This is a genomic window from Gordonia sp. i37 (genome assembly GCF_002043085.1).
In the GTDB taxonomy this organism is placed as follows: domain Bacteria; phylum Actinomycetota; class Actinomycetes; order Mycobacteriales; family Mycobacteriaceae; genus Gordonia; species Gordonia polyisoprenivorans.
The window spans coordinates 53,702-68,824 of sequence record NZ_MVPX01000239.1; the positions used below are offsets into that span (position 1 = coordinate 53,702).

The window sequence follows — 15,123 nt, forward strand, 5'->3', positions numbered from 1 at the left end:
GAATGCTGGATGGCTCGGCATGGAGAACGCCAGATCATCGACCGATGCTTGTTCCCATGATTATGAAGACAGTGATCGGATTGGCCTCACTCCTCAGCGCGACTCTGGCAGGCTTTTACTTCGCTTACGCCACAGTGATCACCGCTCAGGGCGGAGTCGACGGCGCGGACGCGATGCGCAGGATGAATTCGGTTGTCGAGCGTCCGCCGTTTCTGGCGCTCTTCTTTTTCGCCCCGCTGCTCGCGGTCGCCACGGCGGTCTGGATCGTCGTCGCCAGCCCGCGGGACGCTCGTGGGCTCGCCGCGGTGTTCGGTGCAGTATGCGCGATCGCCGCGTGCGTCACGACGGTGGCGATCAACGTACCCCTCAATCAGCGACTGGCCACCGGCTCGGTGGAATGGGCCACGTTCACCCGCACGTGGGGAACGTGGAACGTGCTACGCCTGTGGTTGTCGTTGCTCGGCGCGATCGGGATGGGAGTGGCCGCGCTCCGCTGACCGTAGGCCGAGCGTGACAAGGCAGAAGCCTCCTCTTCACACTCGTTCGACGGGCTGCCTGAGGATGGTGCGCAGCTTCGCGGGCTCGACCTTGCGGAAGTCGTTGAAGTAGATCTCGTGGTGTTTGCCCGTCGGCTTCAGCCCCGCGCTCGGGATGAAGGTGTGGTGCAACTCGGCCAGCGTGTCGGCCTCGTCGTCGTAGGAGCCGATGTGAAGCCGCTGAACGGAGAGTCCCTCGTGGAGTATCTCCAATCGCACCCTGTCGAGGCTCGCGGGCGGGTTCTTGTTGGCGGCCTTCGCTATCGCAGCGTCGAACATCTCGGGGGTGATCCAGTCGGGGACCATGATCATGGCTGTCCAGTCCCATTGGGATTTGTCGCGCCTGTCGGTGAAAGCGTCCATATCCTCGGCCGACCAGAGCGATTCGAGAGGCATGACGACGTAATCCTTGCCGAGCTCTTTCTTGCTCGCGAACTTGAGTTTGTAGGCGACGGAGTACAGTGCGGCAACAGCGTCGGTGTACTCCTGGCCGGTGTTGGGGTCGCCGTTGCCGTCGACCATGAGGTACTGCAGTGGTGGGACGTCCACGATCTCAAACGCCTTGGAGCTGGCACGGTAGGAGGCCAGCTCTTTCTTGAAGTCTGTCTTCGTCATTGTTGTGCTACCTGCATCCTTGGCCCGCGGAATACCCGAAATCGTCGGCGGAATACCCGTCGCGCCTTCCTATTTGCTCCCTGGTCCGCACGCAACCAGCTCGCGCTGTTCGAGCCCCCATCCACCGGCTCGGTCGAGAACCACGAGATTCGAGAGCTTTTCGCCACGGTAGTCCAGGGCAGGTCCGTCCGGGCGCGCGACGGGGCTGGTTCCTGTACACCAGATCGTCCGAGGTTCCCGCGGGAACCGATGTCAGGAGAGACAATTGATCCGGTCCGCACCTCACCGGTGGGCGCTTCCTGTCATCCGGGCCGCACCACCGCGCCGGCGCGGCGCAGCCATTCGAGGTCATCGGGTCGGATTTGCACGCCGGGATTGGCCGTCGGCACCACCACGACCTGCTCACACCGGGCCACGAGGAGTCCGAGTGCGTTCTCGGCTTGTGCCACAGCACTTTCCGCACGGTCGGCAACCTCCTCCTCGAGACGGACGTTCGACCCGCCGTCGGACACCACCAGGACGCGGGCAGCGGACTCCGGTTCGTCGTCGATCACCCCAACGGCGAGCAGGAAGGCCGACGCCAATGGTGTGCCGCCACCGGACGGCAGCGCCGCGATGACCTCGTACGCGTCCCGGAGGTCGCGGGTGGGTTCGACCACGAGTTGCGCTGTAGCACCGCGGGCCACGATGACCGCCACTTTCGACCGGTTGGCGATGGACTGTTCGATCGCGCCGATCGCCCTGCCGGCCGCCACGCGTCCACGGACGCCGCTCATGGAGTCGGACCGGTCGACGATGACGATCGTCAGGCGACCTCCTCGACGCACGTGGATGCTGCTTCGCAACGCATCCCGATCGAGGTGGCCCCGTCGGCCGGCTGCGGTCAGCGTCGAATGAATGTCAAGACCGAGCGCCGCATCGTACTCGACGACACGTCTGACCCGACCTCGTCTCGTGCGCCCCATCGCACCCCGGCGTCCGGGGCGGCGCTGTTGCAAGTAGCGCCGCGCGACCGACACCGACGCCCATTCCGGCGTTGACGCGCAGGCTGCACCGAGGTCGACCAGCCGCGCCACCTCGGCCTCGTCGGCGCCGAGCTCTTCCACGGCGTCTCCCGCGGCAGGTGCGTCCACCTGAGTCGGATCGGCGGCCGACGGTACGAGGGTCGCGGCCTCGACCAATGGTCCGAGCCGCGGTTCGATGATGTTGCGGGCCAGCACCGTCGAGGGCGAACCGCCCGCCGCGGACACCGCGTCGAGGCATCGCACGGTGCCGATGTCGAGACGGTGATCGTCGATTCCGTTGGCGGCCAGCGTGCGCACCGCCCAGTCGAGGCGCGACACGCCGCCCTGTGCAGGCAATCGCCGGGATCGGGTGGTTGGGGTCACGCCCAGCCCGACGACGACCGGAACGCGGGAGAGGAGTACCGGTGGCACGCTCTCGACGTCCGGTGCCGACGCGAGAATCCGGTCGCAGTCGAGGAGCGCGGCGACCGCCGGGTCGATCAGGTCGGCGGCGGGAATGATGACACCGGCGGGTGTCGCGGCCCGGTCGAGCACGGAGAGCATCGGTGACCCGGTGGCGGTTTCATCGGCGGTGACGTCGGCGTCGGTCATAGCGGCGGTGATCGTCATCGCGGAGTCGGGGCGAAGAAATGCCATCACCGCCTCCCGACGGCCTGCGTCGCCCACCAACAGCAGGCCGAAGCCGCCGTCGGTCTGCCAGGCCCTGCAGAGACGCAGTTGTTCGGAGTCGAGGAACGACTCCGGCGGGCGATGCCAGGGCAGCGTGGGCATCTATGCCGCGAAGTGCCCGACGACTGACACGACCGCGTTGCGCACGCGCGCGGTCGCCACCGTCGGGCGTTCGAAGGGCTCACGCGGAATCCGATGGCGCAGCACCGGAATCGCCGCATCGGCCAGGTCACCCCGCATCACGGTCGGGTGTCGACGCAACGCGGCCAGTGCGCGCGCGGCTCGGATCAGCATCACCTCACCGCGGTGCCCCACAGCATCCACCTCGACGCACAGCCGGACGGCGTCCGACAGGATCTGTTCGTCGACCTCCACACCCTCGAGATCGGCGCGCGCGGCGGCAAGGCGTTGCGCCAGGTGGTGCTGGCGGACCGAAAAGCGTTCCGCGAAAACGTCGGGATCGGAATCGTAGTCGAGACGCTGACGGACGATCTGGGTCCGCAGGCCAACATCGGTGATGGTCTGCACGTGCGTCGACAGACCGAACCGGTCCTCCAACTGCGGACGCAACTGGCCCTCCTCGGGGTTGCCGGACCCGACGAGTACGAAGCGCGCCGGATGCCGATGACTCAGCCCGTCCCGTTCGACGATGTTGATCCCGCTCGCCGCGACGTCGAGCAACAGGTCCACCACGAAGTCGTCGAGCAGGTTGACCTCATCGATGTAGAGGTAGCCGCCGTGTGCGTCGGCGAGTAGTCCTGGCCGGAACACCGCTTCGCCGTGTCGAAGTGCGCGATCGACGTCGAGTGCGCCCACCACACGATCCTCGGTGGCACCGAGCGGTAGGTCGACGACCGGGGCATCGATACCGGAGATCGCCAGGAGCTCACCGAGCGCACGGATGAGTGTGGACTTGGCCGTGCCTCGGTCGCCCATCGCCACGACACCGGAGATTCCCGGGTCGACGGCGGTCAGCAGCAGTGCAGTCTTGAACTCGTCGTGACCGAGGACGGCGGTGAAGGGATAGGTGGGGGTCATCCGTCACCGACTCTGTCGGGCGGTGATGAGAGCGGGCTGCAAGGCCTCCGGGATGGATCGGCAGTCCGACGAATCACGGATGCTCGCGATCCATGTGACGAGTCCGCGCAGAACCGGCATCCGGTCCGCGGTGGCGAAGGCGTGACGGAACCTGACGCGCGACGAGCCAGCCTCGCGGTAGACGACCCCGACGACCGGACCCTGGTGGCACACCCCAAGGCAACCGGTCTTGATCAGCACCCCGCCCGGGGTGTTGCGGATGGTCTGGCCGAGACGTTGTGAGCGGCGCACCTCACCGGGGTGTCCGGCCGAGGCCGCTTCGTCGCCGAGATGCCACAGAGCGCTGCACCGGTGACCCGCGCACAGCGCCACCAGCGGCCCTCCCTGATCGTGGACCTGATCTTCCTGGCTCATGATCTAACGATAACGGTTGTCATTTACGATTGGACGGGGACCGCGACTATCCACCTTCACCCGACAGGAGACAACCATGCCCGTTGCCGAGCAGCTCGCCCGTTTCACCACTGGGGAGGGCTTCATCGCCGCACTCGACCAGAGCGGTGGCAGCACGCCAAAGGCCTTGCGTATGTACGGCATACCCGATGATCGCTACTCGACAGACGCGGAGATGTTCGATCTGATCAACGCCGCACGTGCCCGCATCGTCGTCAGTCCGGCCTTCGACGGCGCCCGCGTCCTCGGCGCCATCTTGTTCCAGGGGACACTGGATCGGCAGGTCGACGGTACACAGTTCGCCCACTATCTGTGGTCCACCAAGGGCATCGTGCCGCTGCTCAAGATCGACAAGGGTCTGCGGGACCCGGAGGACGGCGTCCAGCTGATGAAGGACATCCCGGACCTCGCTCGCACACTTGACGATGCCCGTGCGCGCGGGGTTTTCGGAACAAAGGAGCGGTCGGTCATCCACGAAGCCGACGCCGAGGGGATCCGGCGAGTCGTGGCACAGCAGTTCGAGGTCGCCGCCGAGGTGCTCGCGGCCGATCTCGTCCCCATCCTCGAACCCGAGGTCAGCATCGATGCCCCGGACAAGCGCGACGCCGAGGTCGTGTTGAAGGACGAGCTCATGAAAGGCCTGGAGGGCATCGCCGACGCGCAGGTGGCGATCAAGGTGACGATCCCCACCGACGACGGCTTCTACTCCGATCTCATCTCGCATCCGAGAGTCGCTCGGGTGGTGGCGCTCTCAGGCGGCTACACCCGGGATGACGCGTGCGCGAGACTGAAGCGAAACCCGGGGCTCATCGCAAGCTTCAGCCGGGCCCTGCTCGACGGGCTGACCGATCAGCAGGACGACGCCGAGTTCGATCGCGCTCTTGGCGATTCAATCGAGATCATCTACCGCGCGTCTATTGCCTAGGGGATAGGCCATGGAGAGCTGACGTTCCCACGGCGATCGCGCCGGATTCGGCCTCAGACGAGCGGATTCCGGTCGCGGTCGGCTGCCAGGACAGCTGCGAGGAGTCGCCATCGGCGGTGGCGATGGCGGAACATGAGACGGACGAACAACCGCACCACGACGCCGTGCAGTCCGTCCTCGACCTCGAGCTCATCGGTGTACCGGCACGAGGTCGCAGACAGCGGCGTGAATGTCAGACGGTGATTCCAAACCTTGACCGGGCCACCTCGTTCGTTGGTGTAGATCTCCAGGTCGTCGAGTCGAACGACCTCGATCTCGTGCACCCATGACGGGATCACGCCGAACCAGCGGACCCGCCTGCTGGCCCGGAAGCCCTGAGTCATCGCCACATCGGGTGGCGGCGCCTCCTGCATCGAGAACGCGAGAACCGGGGCGAGGACGAACTGCATCACCTCCGGGACGGCGGCAAGCTCGCGTGCTCGGCGAGCACTGAGCGGAAGCTCTGTGGTCACTGTGACGCTGGACAAATCTCGTTCACCTCAGCCCTGCTGGAATGCAATCGGCTGCGCCGCAGCACGATCACGTTGTCGGCGACAGTCGCCGTGGTCTGACCATCAGGTCCGGTGGCAACACGCTCCGATCGTTCGCAACGCAGTGACGACCAGCTGTCCGAAAGTCCGATCGCATCCCGTAGCTGTTGCGGGGTGGGAAACGATTCCGGGTCACGTTGCTCCCACGACCATGGCGCCGACGACGCATGGTCGATCACGATCAGGTGCCCGTCGGTGACGACGCGGGACGCGGCCTGCGCGAGTACTGTGCCTTGGTCGAACTCGACCGGACTATGGAAGTAATTCGCATACACCAGATCGAACGGACCGGCAGGCATGGACCGGGTGAGGTCGTACTGCTCGGCATGCACGGAGGCGGTCAGGCCGGCCACGTCGGCGGCGGAATCGACTCGTCGAACCGCGGTTGTCGACGCGTCGGTCGCCCAGACCTCCCAGCCGAGCGTGGCCAGCCAGAGCGCGTCACCGCCGTGTCCGCAACCCATGTCCCAGGCACGCCCGGGTCGGAGCTGCAGCTCCGCGACCGCGGCCTCGAACACCACATTCGGTCGGCGCTCCGACGGATCGGGGGCAGCGGCGTAGAGCGGTTCCCAGAATCGGGTGGCAGGAGTGCCCTGCTCATCGATGGTCACGATCGCCCTCCATTACGGTCAGTCCTGGGTCCGGCGGGCTACAGCGATCATCGTGTCCGAGCGACAGCGATCAAGGTGTCACAGTCGACTTCGGTGATCCCGTCGTCTGCCAGTCGCCGCAGGAAACCCGCCCGGACGTCGGCGACGGTATCGGCGTCCATCCCCGACAGAGCACCCCGCAGTCCGCTACCCAAAACCATCGACCAGGAGAACTCGTCCGTGCGTGGGACTCGCAGCTCGAGTATTGACGCCGAACCATTCACCGCACCAAGGGATTCAAGCCATCCCACGATCTTCTCCTCGGTGTCGATCCGGGTGATGGGGTGCGGCGGTCCATCGGACGGGGCACGCGGGCCGGGAGGCGGTGGGCCACCTTGGACCCGCGCGACCTCGGCGAAGTATGCACCGGTGAAGCCGTACAGGGCGTCGTCGTGCCAGACCGCGACAGCGAGTCGGCCGCCCGGGCGCAGCAGGGTCAGGAGTTTCCGCACGGTGTCGTCCATGTTCGGCAGAAAGAAGACACCGAAACCGCAAGTGACGACGTCATATTCGGGTGACAGAAGACCGGGCAGAGCAGTGACGTCGTCGACGCGGAAGTCGATGTTGCGCAGGCACGCTGCGTCGGCGTTGGACCGGGCGCGGTCGACCAGGTCGGTCGCGAAGTCGACCGCGGTGACGTGCCCATCGGGCCCGACGACCCGAGCGGCGGCCAGCGCGCTCGCCCCCGTACCCGAGCAGATGTCGAGCACCTTGTCGTCCAACGAGATCCCCGCCCTTTCCACCAGGGCTTCCCCCGCCGGGCCCCAGACAAGGGGAGTCACCAGATCGAAATCCGCACTGGTTGAGTTGAAGATCTGCGCGATGGACGGTCCTGTCATGGACCCAGCCTAACCGGAATGGCAACCGTTATCGATAGTGGAAGGTGGTGAATGCCCAAGGCTCCGAGCCCTACATCGCGCGCTTGGCCTTCTCCAACGCGCCGAGCATACGCAGCACAGAATCCCGCTTCGCTGTCAGGTCAGATGCCTTGGCCTTACCGCTCAGACCGGTGTCTTCCAGCGCGACCTCGAGGCGGCCCTCGATGTCGGCGAGCTGCGCCAGGAGGCTCTCGGCCCGACTAACCAGTTCAGTGGCGTCGGGCCGGGAGATGTTGGTCGAGTCGGCCCCGGAACCGACTTTCCGCGCGGTGCCGGTGGCCTTACCCTTCGCTTTCGCGACGACGGGCGCGGACGTGGTGCCGCCGGCTCGCCGCACCGCGGAAGGTTTACGCGTCTTCGGAGCATCTGTCCGAATCCGCCTCAGCTCCGCGGACGCCTCGCGGAAAGCGACCCGATGCTCCCGCTCTTCGTCGTCCTCGGACTCCAGGGACGCACCCAGGGGGCGCAGACCGTACACGCGGATGAAGTGGCGGGCCTCGGCAACAGTTTGTTCCGCGGCGCGGCACCGCCCGCACCGCGGTTCATGGCGATACACCGCAACATCTTCAAGGGACGAGCACCACACACATCGGGACACAGCGACGTCGGTCATGAGAGCACCAGCAGTGAGAAGAGACACGGGTGAAAAGATTACGACACAAGCTCTTTCACTTCGAATCCGGGTTGACCCCACAGTGCTACGAGCGCGAGTTTGTTCTTGCAGTGATGGTGCGCCGTGGGTGGCCCAAGTCTGGTCGCAATCGAACGCGAATCGTCACAGTGACACATCGCCCCGTCCGAGCCCCGGGACAAGACGGAGGACTCCCGAGTGCGGCGTGATTTCGCGGATCGCGACAGCCCCGGAACTTGTCAAGGGGTTTGAGGCCAGCGGGTGTTAGGCGGCTGCCGGATTTGTCGGTTCTCGATCCTCCTGTTCGGGTTGGTTGATCCACGCGGCTTCGGGCATCTTGAGGATCTTCGGAGCGGGGTCGCTCGCACCGCTGAATCGTGCGGGCGTGGCTTGTCGGGCCTGGGCGAGAGTGTTCGAGCGTAGTGAGGCAATGGTCGGTGCATGGCCGTAGTGCACGTCGGCGGGCGTGTGCAGACCGATGCCGCTGTGGTGGTGGGCATGGTTGTACCACTCCACGAACTCGGCCATGAACGTCCTGGCGTGCTGGATCGATCCGAATCGGGTCGGGAATACCGGCGCGTATTTCATTGTCTTGAACCAGGCTTCGCTGTACGGGTTGTCGTTGGACACGTGCGGTCGGGAATGCGATTTGGTGACGTGCAGGTCGGCAAGCAACTCGGTCACCGTCTTCGAGGTCATCGAGGTCCCGCGATCGGCGTGCACCACCTGCGGGATGCCTTGGATGGCAAACACGTCCTGCATCATTTCCTTTGCCAGCGGACCGGATTCATGAGCGTGGACGTGCACGCCGACGATGTAGCGGGAGTAGATGTCGATCATCACGTACGCGTCGTAGTACACCCCGCGTGCCGGGCCCGCGAGTTTGGTGATGTCCCAGGTGTAGACCTGCCGCGGCGCGGTCGCCACCAGTTCCGGGATCGCCGTCGCCCGACGCTTGGCCAACCGGCGGCGTTCTTTGACCTTCTTGTTCTCACCCAGGATGCGATACATCGTGGAGATCGAACACACGTAGCGGCCCTCGCCGAGCAGGGTGGCATACACCTGGGTGGGTGTCGCGTCGATGAACCGTTCACTGTTGAGCACCGCCAACACCGCCGCACGTTCGACTTCGTCGAGTTTGTTGGCCGGCTCCACACGGTCGCGGACCCGTTGTGCCACAGCATCACACAGCTCATCGCTGATGGCGGGTGTGGTGGCGCGGCGGGCCATGGTGGCTCGCGACAGGCCCGTCAACCGGGCGGCGGCACGCCCGGTGGCGCCGCCCGCGGTCAGGTCGTCGAAAGCGGTCATCAACGCTTGCCACGCTTGGGCTCGGAATCCGCGCTCGTGGAGATCTGCTCCAAGAGCGCGTGCGCTTTTCCCATAATATCGAGGGCTGTCTGGGTGGTCTACAGTTTGGAGTTGGCTTGGGCGAGTTACTTTTTCAACCGTGCGATCTCGGCTTGCTCGGCGGTCAACCCCGACCGGCGCGGCGCCCGCGACACCGCGGCCTCATCAGCGCCCAGCACCCCGGCGTCGCGTAGCCGTTCTCGTTCCTGCTCTAGGACGACTCGCCGCCGCATCATGGTGCCGACCTCCGCCGATTCCTGCGACGGTGGGTGGGACCGGCAATCGCACATCTGTACGTGATCGGTGCGCTGGGCCCGGTCGCGGGTCGGGCGCACGTCGCCACCCGCTAGAGGTGCGCGGAGAGCAGGACGATGGCGGCGTGTCGCCGGATCGACTCCCACGGTGACTCAAGGGCTGCGATTGCCGTGCGCACGTCGCCGGAGTCGATGTCACGCACTCTGTCCGCCGACAGCCCGGCGGCCAGTGATGCATCGAGAGCGGGTGATCGCGTGAGGGTCTCGGCCAGCGGTCTGTAGTCAAGCGGTCCATGCGGGGCAACGTGCTCGTCGATGTCGGAGGGAGTCGTTGCGTCGACGCCGGCCTCCGGGGCGACCGACACCGGGATGTCGAGCGCACGGGACGCAGCGGCGCAGCCGGCGGCGAGTACGCCGTGGAAGCGCGCGAACACGACATCCCAGCGAGTGCCGCCGGGCCCACCGAGCGAGGTCACGTCAGCGGCGTGTAGATCACCTTGCCGGGAGCCCTCTACGACGAATGGTCGGACAGACGGATCGGTGTGGTGCACGACGATCGTCGGCCAGAGGATGAGCATGTCCCGGACGTGTACGTCGACAAGTTCAACTCGGGCGACCGACGTCGCCGCAGCGACCGCGGTCGCTGCGGCGACTGCGCTGACGATCTCATCAGCGAGACGGTCGCCGAGTGCCGACCAGTCGACCGGCACGTCAGGCGAGGGAGATGCCGAGGGCCTCGGCGAGGACGCGGACCATGTTCTGCACGCCGATCTCATTGCGGCCCAACAGCATGTGGTCGTGCTGACCGCGCTGCGCCCCTTGACTACATTGCGGCAGCATGGCGAAGTCCTCGTCACGGACCGCCGCGTGCACCTGAGCGAAGATGCCGTCGTACAACTCGCGCTGCTCATCGGTTGTCGCCGGGTACTTCGCCATCCAGCTGTGCCGGATCGTGCACTTGCCAGCGGCGCCGTCGGGGAGGATGTCGATGACCTCCACACCCACTGGGCTCGTCGCGAGGATGAGGTTCGGGTACACCCAGTAGATCAGACCCATCTGGGACGTCGGATCCCACTGCTGGTCATCGGGCTCCGCGTCCTCGAGGGCTGTGATCCAGTTGAAGGGGAAACCGATCCGATGGTGCTTCCCGAAGCGGTCATAGACATGCGTGTTCGCGATGGTGTTCTGCCCGATCACGCTGTTGCCGTGCACGAACGGGAAGTGATAACCCTCGGCGAACGCCTCGAGCGCTCCCTTCCAGTTCACGTTCGACGACAGGAACCGCTCGTCGTGGTACTGGAAGGCTCCGAAATCGAAGTGGTCGAGTTCGCGACCCAGGCTTCCGAGGTGGGCGTCGAGGTCCATCTCCATGCCTGCGGTGAGGATCGCCCACACCCAACCGTGCCGTTCCTCGCTGGGCAGCTCGACCAGACCGTAGGAGTCAAGGTCCACGTCGTCGAAACCGGCCCGACCCGGCACACCCTTCAGCCGCCCGCGGTTGTCGTAGACCCAAGCGTGGTAGGGACAGGTGAACCGACGGGCATTGCCCGCGCCACAGGCCGGCATGGCGCCACGGTGTCGGCAGTAGTTGAGGAAAACGTGGGCGGTTCCGTCGCGATCGCGGGTGATGAGCAGCGAGTCGCCGATGACCTCGCGAACGACGTAGTCGTCGGCGGCGGGGATCTGCGCGGACGCGAGCACCGCCAACGGCGTCCGACGGAGGATCGTCGACTGCTCGATGTCAGTCAGCTTGTCGTCGGCGTAGTAGCTCAGCGGAACCCGCAAAGTGGTCGGCGCCATGTCCGTGGTGCCCGCCAGCGCAAGGTCGAGACCTCGGCGCGTCAGGTCTGGACCGATCGGAGTTATGGGGTTGAGCGTGGATGTCATTCCCAAGACCATACACTTATGAGCTATTGTGTCTACCCAATTTCGTAGTCGGTTCAGCCGATACCGACGCCCACGCACCGAAGGGAAAGCTGACGCATGCGATCCCGGCTCGGGGCACCACTGATTTACTGGGCTGATGCGCACGCACGGCTGGGGTGGCGACACCCCCGCGTCCAACGACGAAGCCTCGGAGCGAATCCTGCGGGCGACCGGCGAACTCATCGACTCCGGGACGACGACGCCGTCGATCCTGCAGGTTGCGAAAGCACTCGGGATCACGCGGCAGACTGTCTACCGATACTTCGCCGGGACCGACGAACTCCTGCGGGCGGTCGCCGAACACGCCGCGCAGCAGCTCCTGCACGATCTCGCGGCCGCCACCCGTGGCATTTCAGACGTGGCCGAAGCAGTCGTCGAAGCCATCGCCCGCACCATCGAGATACTCAGGGCGAACGCGCGTTTCGCGCTGTTGTTCACCAGCGGCGACGCGGTCACCACAGTGACCTCACCGCGGGCAATCGCACTCGGACGGTCGATCGTCGACGGCTACGATGTCGATTGGTCCGGCTGGACCGAGGTCGAGCGCGACGAATTGGTCGAGCACATGCTGCGCACAGTGCAGTCCTTCCTAGTCGACCCCGGCGATCCGCCGCGCAACGGCGCCGAGCTACGCCGCTACCTCCGCCGTTGGACAGGCGCCGGCGTGACCGCTAGACCCCGCTAGACCGACCCGGGCGTGACACCGGCATCGCTGACGCATGCGGCCACCGGACGACCCGAACGACTTCGCGTCGGCAGCACCTTATGTCACTTGATGTGAACGGTCAGGAGGCGTGGCGAACGATGACGCCCTGACCTGCGGCTCGCCATTTCGGGTGAAATTCAGAAGCAGCAAGTCGGGTCAGAACTCGTGGCGAATGTTCGGCAAGGTGTCTGAGCTGCAGATTCGATCCGAACGTTCCATCAGCCATCCTTCTGTAGCTTCGTGGAGGTGTGAATGGCCGTGGGAAGGTCGTAGCTGGTGGCCAGATCGAGGTCCCCGGTGGCCGATGAACAGAGTGTCGGTGCTGGACGCGACAATGTCGGGGTGGCAGAGCATCGGTACGTGGGACAGTGGTGGCTTCCTGGAGCAGTAGACCGAAGGGTGGGCGGAGTGCTTCAGCTCGACGATCCCGGCAAGATCCACCTTGAGCTAACCGATGAACTTCACGAGGGCAAATCGGTGCCTGTGATCCATGGCGAGGCAAACGGTCGAAGAATTACACTTTTCGACGTCATACCCGCAAACGGCGGCTCGATGCATTTCGGTGGTCTTGCAAACACGATTACTGAGCATGCTTCGGTCGCTGTGTGTCTGGTCGGTGAACACTTCGAGTCGGCTAGATCTAGACTGCGCGCCGTGGTTCCCGGTCGGCTCGGCGCGGCCATTGTTGTCGGATGACAAGGCGCTTGCGAGTTTGACGCCCTAGATGAGACTCAGTGACACGGATGTGCGACTTGTCCAGCCGTGACCTGCACGAACCTTCGGCTGACTCCCACATCGGTTGTCATCTCGGCGCAGTCGCGGTGCAGATCGACCGGGAGTCCCACAATCGCTGACACCAATCAGATCGCCCGCATGTAGATGACCGCAGCTCGACTGCCCCCCAAAAAAAATAGCTGTCACTGTTCCCAACCGCGCTGTCATCCGACATCGTCGGATGACGGGTCTGCTGCACAGGTAGGTGACATCTAGTGGTGTGTCTCTGATCTAGTTGGCTACTTGTTCGAGTGTCGCGCGTGCCCGAGCAACCTTGGCGTGGCGAGAATGGACTCCGCGGAACGACTCCGGTACACGCTCGTGCTCGAGACCGCGCTGTCCGAATGCGGCTACCTCGACGACCTCCCGCCGGGAGATACCGTCTCACTCGACGGCATCGTGGCCGTGTCGCGGATCACCCACCGAGTTGGTGGCCGCGTTCGCGCTGGCGGAACGCGACGGTGGCGAGCAGGCCAGGTCTGATCGAACGACACCGCGCATCATCGACCCACCTCCCGTCTCGGTCGACTGGTCGCAAGTCGACCCGACAGCGGCGCGACCTCCCGGCTTCGCTCGCCAACCGCCGCCACTACGGGGTGCGCGTCGGGGGAGTGCGCGAATGGGTGAACTGTTAGAGCATGGAGAGGAGGTGGGTTGCCGTGTCCGTTCCCGATCGCACCGCGCCTTCCATGTATCCGCTCCACTCGTCGGCGTATTCGGCGCCTGCCCAGTGGATTAGGCCGACGGGTTCACGCAGGACGGGACCGTAGCTGGTCCAGACGCCGGGACCGAATCCTGCTCCGTAGCATCCTCTCGTGAATTCTTCAGCGCCCCAGTCTTTCTCGAAGTAGGTCACTGGTTCTGCGGCAGTGGGCCCGTAGTAGCGCGTGAAACAGCCCAGTACTTGTGAGCGTCGCTGGGAAGCATCGAGGCGTTGCCAACGCCGTGCCTCACCTCCTTCGACGAACCCGAGCAAGATTCCGATCTCTCCGTTCGGCGGCGAAACGTCGAATGTCACCTTGACGGGCCCGGTGTCGGAGATCGCCTGCCCGTTGAGGCCGGCGTCGCGCCAGAACGGGGTCGGGTAGGTGGCGAAGCATTTGCTGACGGTTCCCGCCGGGACACGTTGGGTGAGTTGGTCGCGCCAGGAGGGTAGTGCCGGCTGGTAGTCGAGGCGTCCGGCGAGTGTCGGGGGGATTGCGACGACGATGAACCGGCCGGTGTAGACATGTCCGTGACGTGTTGTCGCTGTCACAGCGGACTCGGTCTGCTCGACAGCCATTACCGGGTCGCCGAAGCGGATGTCGAGGGTCTCGGCGAGGCGTTGCGACACCAGTACCGAACCGCCCACGACACGGTCTTTCTGTGCGCCCTTGTCAGTGGCGGAGAGTGTCTCGAGGTCCCCGTTGCTGGCGGTGTAGAAGAGTGTGTGCAGCAGGGACAGGTCCGATGAGTCGGCGGAGTACAGTGCTTCGGCGAGTGTGCGAAAGTATGACCTGCCCGTGCCCGTCCTGAGGTTGCGGCGGATCCACGACTCGAACGTTTGACCGTCGAGTTCCGCGGCTTTGGGGTGGGCCCAAGGCGCGGCGGGGTCGACACCCTTGGCGAGCTTCTTGTAGCGAGCCAGCCCCTGGGCAAGATCAATTAAGGCTGCCGGGCTGATCTTTGGGGTGGCACCCTTGTGTGGCGCGAGTCGTGACTGTTTTCCGCCCAGGTCGACCACGAGCTGTCCGGCGTCGTTGTAGGTGGGGAAGGTGCGGAGGCCGAGGTCGGCAACGAGCCGGTACATCTCTGTATGTCCCTCGCCGATCCAGGTTCCGCCCAATTCGACGGGATGGCCGTCAAGTTCACCGCCTTCTGTGCGCCCGCCAACGCGATCGCGGGCCTCGAGTACGACTACCGAGTGCCCCCCTGCGGCCAGCCGACGCGCTGTGCTGAGCCCGGCTAGTCCTGCACCGACGACGATTACATCTGCCTCCATGACGGCCCCTTCAACTAATTCGGTCGTATGACTTAACTCTACGCGATGTGGTGACGGTTTGCGCGGGGATACCGGGCCTCTGGTGGTCCCGATTTGATAGCGAAGCCAGCTAGGTGGGGGGG

General features: G+C 65.1%; 18 protein-coding genes. 5 read left to right on the forward strand and 13 right to left on the reverse strand.

Annotation, left to right across the window (positions count from 1 at the left end; all coding sequences use genetic code 11):
• The first annotated feature begins 56 nt into the window (after window positions 1–56).
• Window positions 57–497: an anthrone oxygenase family protein gene (locus B1964_RS11100; protein WP_253193958.1), complete on the forward strand. Its 441-nt coding sequence runs from the start codon at window positions 57–59 to the stop codon at window positions 495–497.
• Between the two features lie 36 nt (window positions 498–533).
• On the opposite strand, the gene B1964_RS11105 is transcribed toward B1964_RS11100, so the two are convergent.
• The 4 genes from B1964_RS11105 to B1964_RS11120 form a co-directional block, all read right to left on the reverse strand.
• Complete coding sequence (locus B1964_RS11105) at window positions 534–1,151, reverse strand: GyrI-like domain-containing protein (protein ID WP_079929765.1); 618 nt, start codon at window positions 1,149–1,151, stop codon at window positions 534–536.
• A gap of 302 nt (window positions 1,152–1,453) precedes the next feature.
• Window positions 1,454–2,947 (reverse strand): VWA domain-containing protein, encoded by a 1,494-nt coding sequence (locus B1964_RS11110; protein WP_079929766.1) that lies wholly within the window; start codon window positions 2,945–2,947, stop codon window positions 1,454–1,456.
• Window positions 2,948–3,883 carry an ATP-binding protein gene (locus B1964_RS11115; protein WP_079929767.1) on the reverse strand — a complete coding sequence of 312 codons (936 nt, stop codon included), beginning with the start codon at window positions 3,881–3,883 and terminating at the stop codon, window positions 2,948–2,950.
• A 3-nt stretch (window positions 3,884–3,886) separates the two neighbouring features.
• Window positions 3,887–4,297, reverse strand: a complete 411-nt coding sequence (locus tag B1964_RS11120; RefSeq protein ID WP_079929768.1) for a (2Fe-2S) ferredoxin domain-containing protein — start codon at window positions 4,295–4,297, stop codon at window positions 3,887–3,889.
• 76 nt (window positions 4,298–4,373) lie between these two features.
• On the opposite strand from B1964_RS11120, the gene B1964_RS11125 reads away from it, so the two are divergent.
• Window positions 4,374–5,261, forward strand: a complete 888-nt coding sequence (locus B1964_RS11125) for a fructose bisphosphate aldolase (protein ID WP_079929769.1) — start codon at window positions 4,374–4,376, stop codon at window positions 5,259–5,261.
• A 53-nt stretch (window positions 5,262–5,314) separates the two neighbouring features.
• Here B1964_RS11125 and B1964_RS11130 read toward each other — a convergent pair whose 3' ends face one another.
• From B1964_RS11130 to B1964_RS11165, 8 genes are all read right to left on the reverse strand, one after another.
• Window positions 5,315–5,788, reverse strand: a complete 474-nt coding sequence (locus tag B1964_RS11130) for a hypothetical protein (protein WP_079929770.1) — start codon at window positions 5,786–5,788, stop codon at window positions 5,315–5,317.
• Entirely contained in the window at window positions 5,770–6,462 is a 693-nt protein-coding gene (locus B1964_RS11135) for a methyltransferase domain-containing protein (protein ID WP_079929771.1), read from the reverse strand. The genes B1964_RS11130 and B1964_RS11135 overlap by 19 nt, the downstream gene beginning before the upstream one ends.
• Before the next feature lie 47 nt (window positions 6,463–6,509).
• Window positions 6,510–7,340, reverse strand: a complete 831-nt coding sequence (locus tag B1964_RS11140; RefSeq protein WP_079929772.1) for a methyltransferase domain-containing protein — start codon at window positions 7,338–7,340, stop codon at window positions 6,510–6,512.
• Between the two features lie 70 nt (window positions 7,341–7,410).
• The gene (locus tag B1964_RS11145) at window positions 7,411–7,992 is read right to left on the reverse strand and encodes a hypothetical protein (RefSeq protein ID WP_079929782.1); all 582 of its coding nucleotides are present in this window, start codon (window positions 7,990–7,992) and stop codon (window positions 7,411–7,413) included.
• Between the two features lie 282 nt (window positions 7,993–8,274).
• Window positions 8,275–9,321: a DDE-type integrase/transposase/recombinase gene (locus B1964_RS11150; RefSeq protein ID WP_079929773.1), complete on the reverse strand. Its 1,047-nt coding sequence runs from the start codon at window positions 9,319–9,321 to the stop codon at window positions 8,275–8,277.
• A gap of 125 nt (window positions 9,322–9,446) precedes the next feature.
• Window positions 9,447–9,596: a hypothetical protein gene (locus B1964_RS30410; protein WP_172398813.1), complete on the reverse strand. Its 150-nt coding sequence runs from the start codon at window positions 9,594–9,596 to the stop codon at window positions 9,447–9,449.
• Between the two features lie 110 nt (window positions 9,597–9,706).
• Window positions 9,707–10,324 (reverse strand): hypothetical protein, encoded by a 618-nt coding sequence (locus B1964_RS11160; protein WP_079929775.1) that lies wholly within the window; start codon window positions 10,322–10,324, stop codon window positions 9,707–9,709.
• A gap of 1 nt (window position 10,325) precedes the next feature.
• Complete coding sequence (locus B1964_RS11165; RefSeq protein WP_079929783.1) at window positions 10,326–11,501, reverse strand: SRPBCC family protein; 1,176 nt, start codon at window positions 11,499–11,501, stop codon at window positions 10,326–10,328.
• A 136-nt stretch (window positions 11,502–11,637) separates the two neighbouring features.
• Between B1964_RS11165 and B1964_RS11170 the strand changes: the two genes are divergently transcribed.
• From B1964_RS11170 to B1964_RS11175, 3 genes are all read left to right on the forward strand, one after another.
• Window positions 11,638–12,225 carry a TetR/AcrR family transcriptional regulator gene (locus tag B1964_RS11170; protein ID WP_079929776.1) on the forward strand — a complete coding sequence of 196 codons (588 nt, stop codon included), beginning with the start codon at window positions 11,638–11,640 and terminating at the stop codon, window positions 12,223–12,225.
• A gap of 318 nt (window positions 12,226–12,543) precedes the next feature.
• Window positions 12,544–12,942 carry a hypothetical protein gene (locus B1964_RS30000; RefSeq protein ID WP_139765704.1) on the forward strand — a complete coding sequence of 133 codons (399 nt, stop codon included), beginning with the start codon at window positions 12,544–12,546 and terminating at the stop codon, window positions 12,940–12,942.
• A gap of 366 nt (window positions 12,943–13,308) precedes the next feature.
• Window positions 13,309–13,503: a hypothetical protein gene (locus tag B1964_RS11175; protein ID WP_079929777.1), complete on the forward strand. Its 195-nt coding sequence runs from the start codon at window positions 13,309–13,311 to the stop codon at window positions 13,501–13,503.
• 148 nt (window positions 13,504–13,651) lie between these two features.
• Here the strand turns inward: B1964_RS11175 and B1964_RS11180 are convergent, their stop codons facing one another.
• Window positions 13,652–15,001: a flavin monoamine oxidase family protein gene (locus tag B1964_RS11180; RefSeq protein WP_079929778.1), complete on the reverse strand. Its 1,350-nt coding sequence runs from the start codon at window positions 14,999–15,001 to the stop codon at window positions 13,652–13,654.
• Window positions 15,002–15,123: the final 122 nt, after the last annotated feature.

Excerpts from the sequence above, each read along its gene's own strand:
- B1964_RS11110 (WP_079929766.1), bottom strand. The coding sequence starts at position 2,947 with ATGCCCACGCTGCCCTGGCATCGCCCGCCGGAGTCGTTCCTCGACTCC.
- B1964_RS11150 (WP_079929773.1), bottom strand. The coding sequence starts at position 9,321 with ATGACCGCTTTCGACGACCTGACCGCGGGCGGCGCCACCGGGCGTGCC.
- B1964_RS11120 (WP_079929768.1), bottom strand. The coding sequence starts at position 4,297 with ATGAGCCAGGAAGATCAGGTCCACGATCAGGGAGGGCCGCTGGTGGCG.
- B1964_RS11165 (WP_079929783.1), bottom strand. The coding sequence starts at position 11,501 with ATGACATCCACGCTCAACCCCATAACTCCGATCGGTCCAGACCTGACG.
- B1964_RS11100 (WP_253193958.1), top strand. The coding sequence starts at position 57 with ATGATTATGAAGACAGTGATCGGATTGGCCTCACTCCTCAGCGCGACT.
- B1964_RS30410 (WP_172398813.1), bottom strand. The coding sequence starts at position 9,596 with ATGATGCGGCGGCGAGTCGTCCTAGAGCAGGAACGAGAACGGCTACGC.
- B1964_RS11145 (WP_079929782.1), bottom strand. The coding sequence starts at position 7,992 with ATGACCGACGTCGCTGTGTCCCGATGTGTGTGGTGCTCGTCCCTTGAA.
- B1964_RS11115 (WP_079929767.1), bottom strand. The coding sequence starts at position 3,883 with ATGACCCCCACCTATCCCTTCACCGCCGTCCTCGGTCACGACGAGTTC.
- B1964_RS11175 (WP_079929777.1), top strand. The coding sequence starts at position 13,309 with ATGGACTCCGCGGAACGACTCCGGTACACGCTCGTGCTCGAGACCGCG.
- B1964_RS11170 (WP_079929776.1), top strand. The coding sequence starts at position 11,638 with ATGCGCACGCACGGCTGGGGTGGCGACACCCCCGCGTCCAACGACGAA.
- B1964_RS11180 (WP_079929778.1), bottom strand. The coding sequence starts at position 15,001 with ATGGAGGCAGATGTAATCGTCGTCGGTGCAGGACTAGCCGGGCTCAGC.
- B1964_RS11125 (WP_079929769.1), top strand. The coding sequence starts at position 4,374 with ATGCCCGTTGCCGAGCAGCTCGCCCGTTTCACCACTGGGGAGGGCTTC.
- B1964_RS11140 (WP_079929772.1), bottom strand. The coding sequence starts at position 7,340 with ATGACAGGACCGTCCATCGCGCAGATCTTCAACTCAACCAGTGCGGAT.
- B1964_RS11105 (WP_079929765.1), bottom strand. The coding sequence starts at position 1,151 with ATGACGAAGACAGACTTCAAGAAAGAGCTGGCCTCCTACCGTGCCAGC.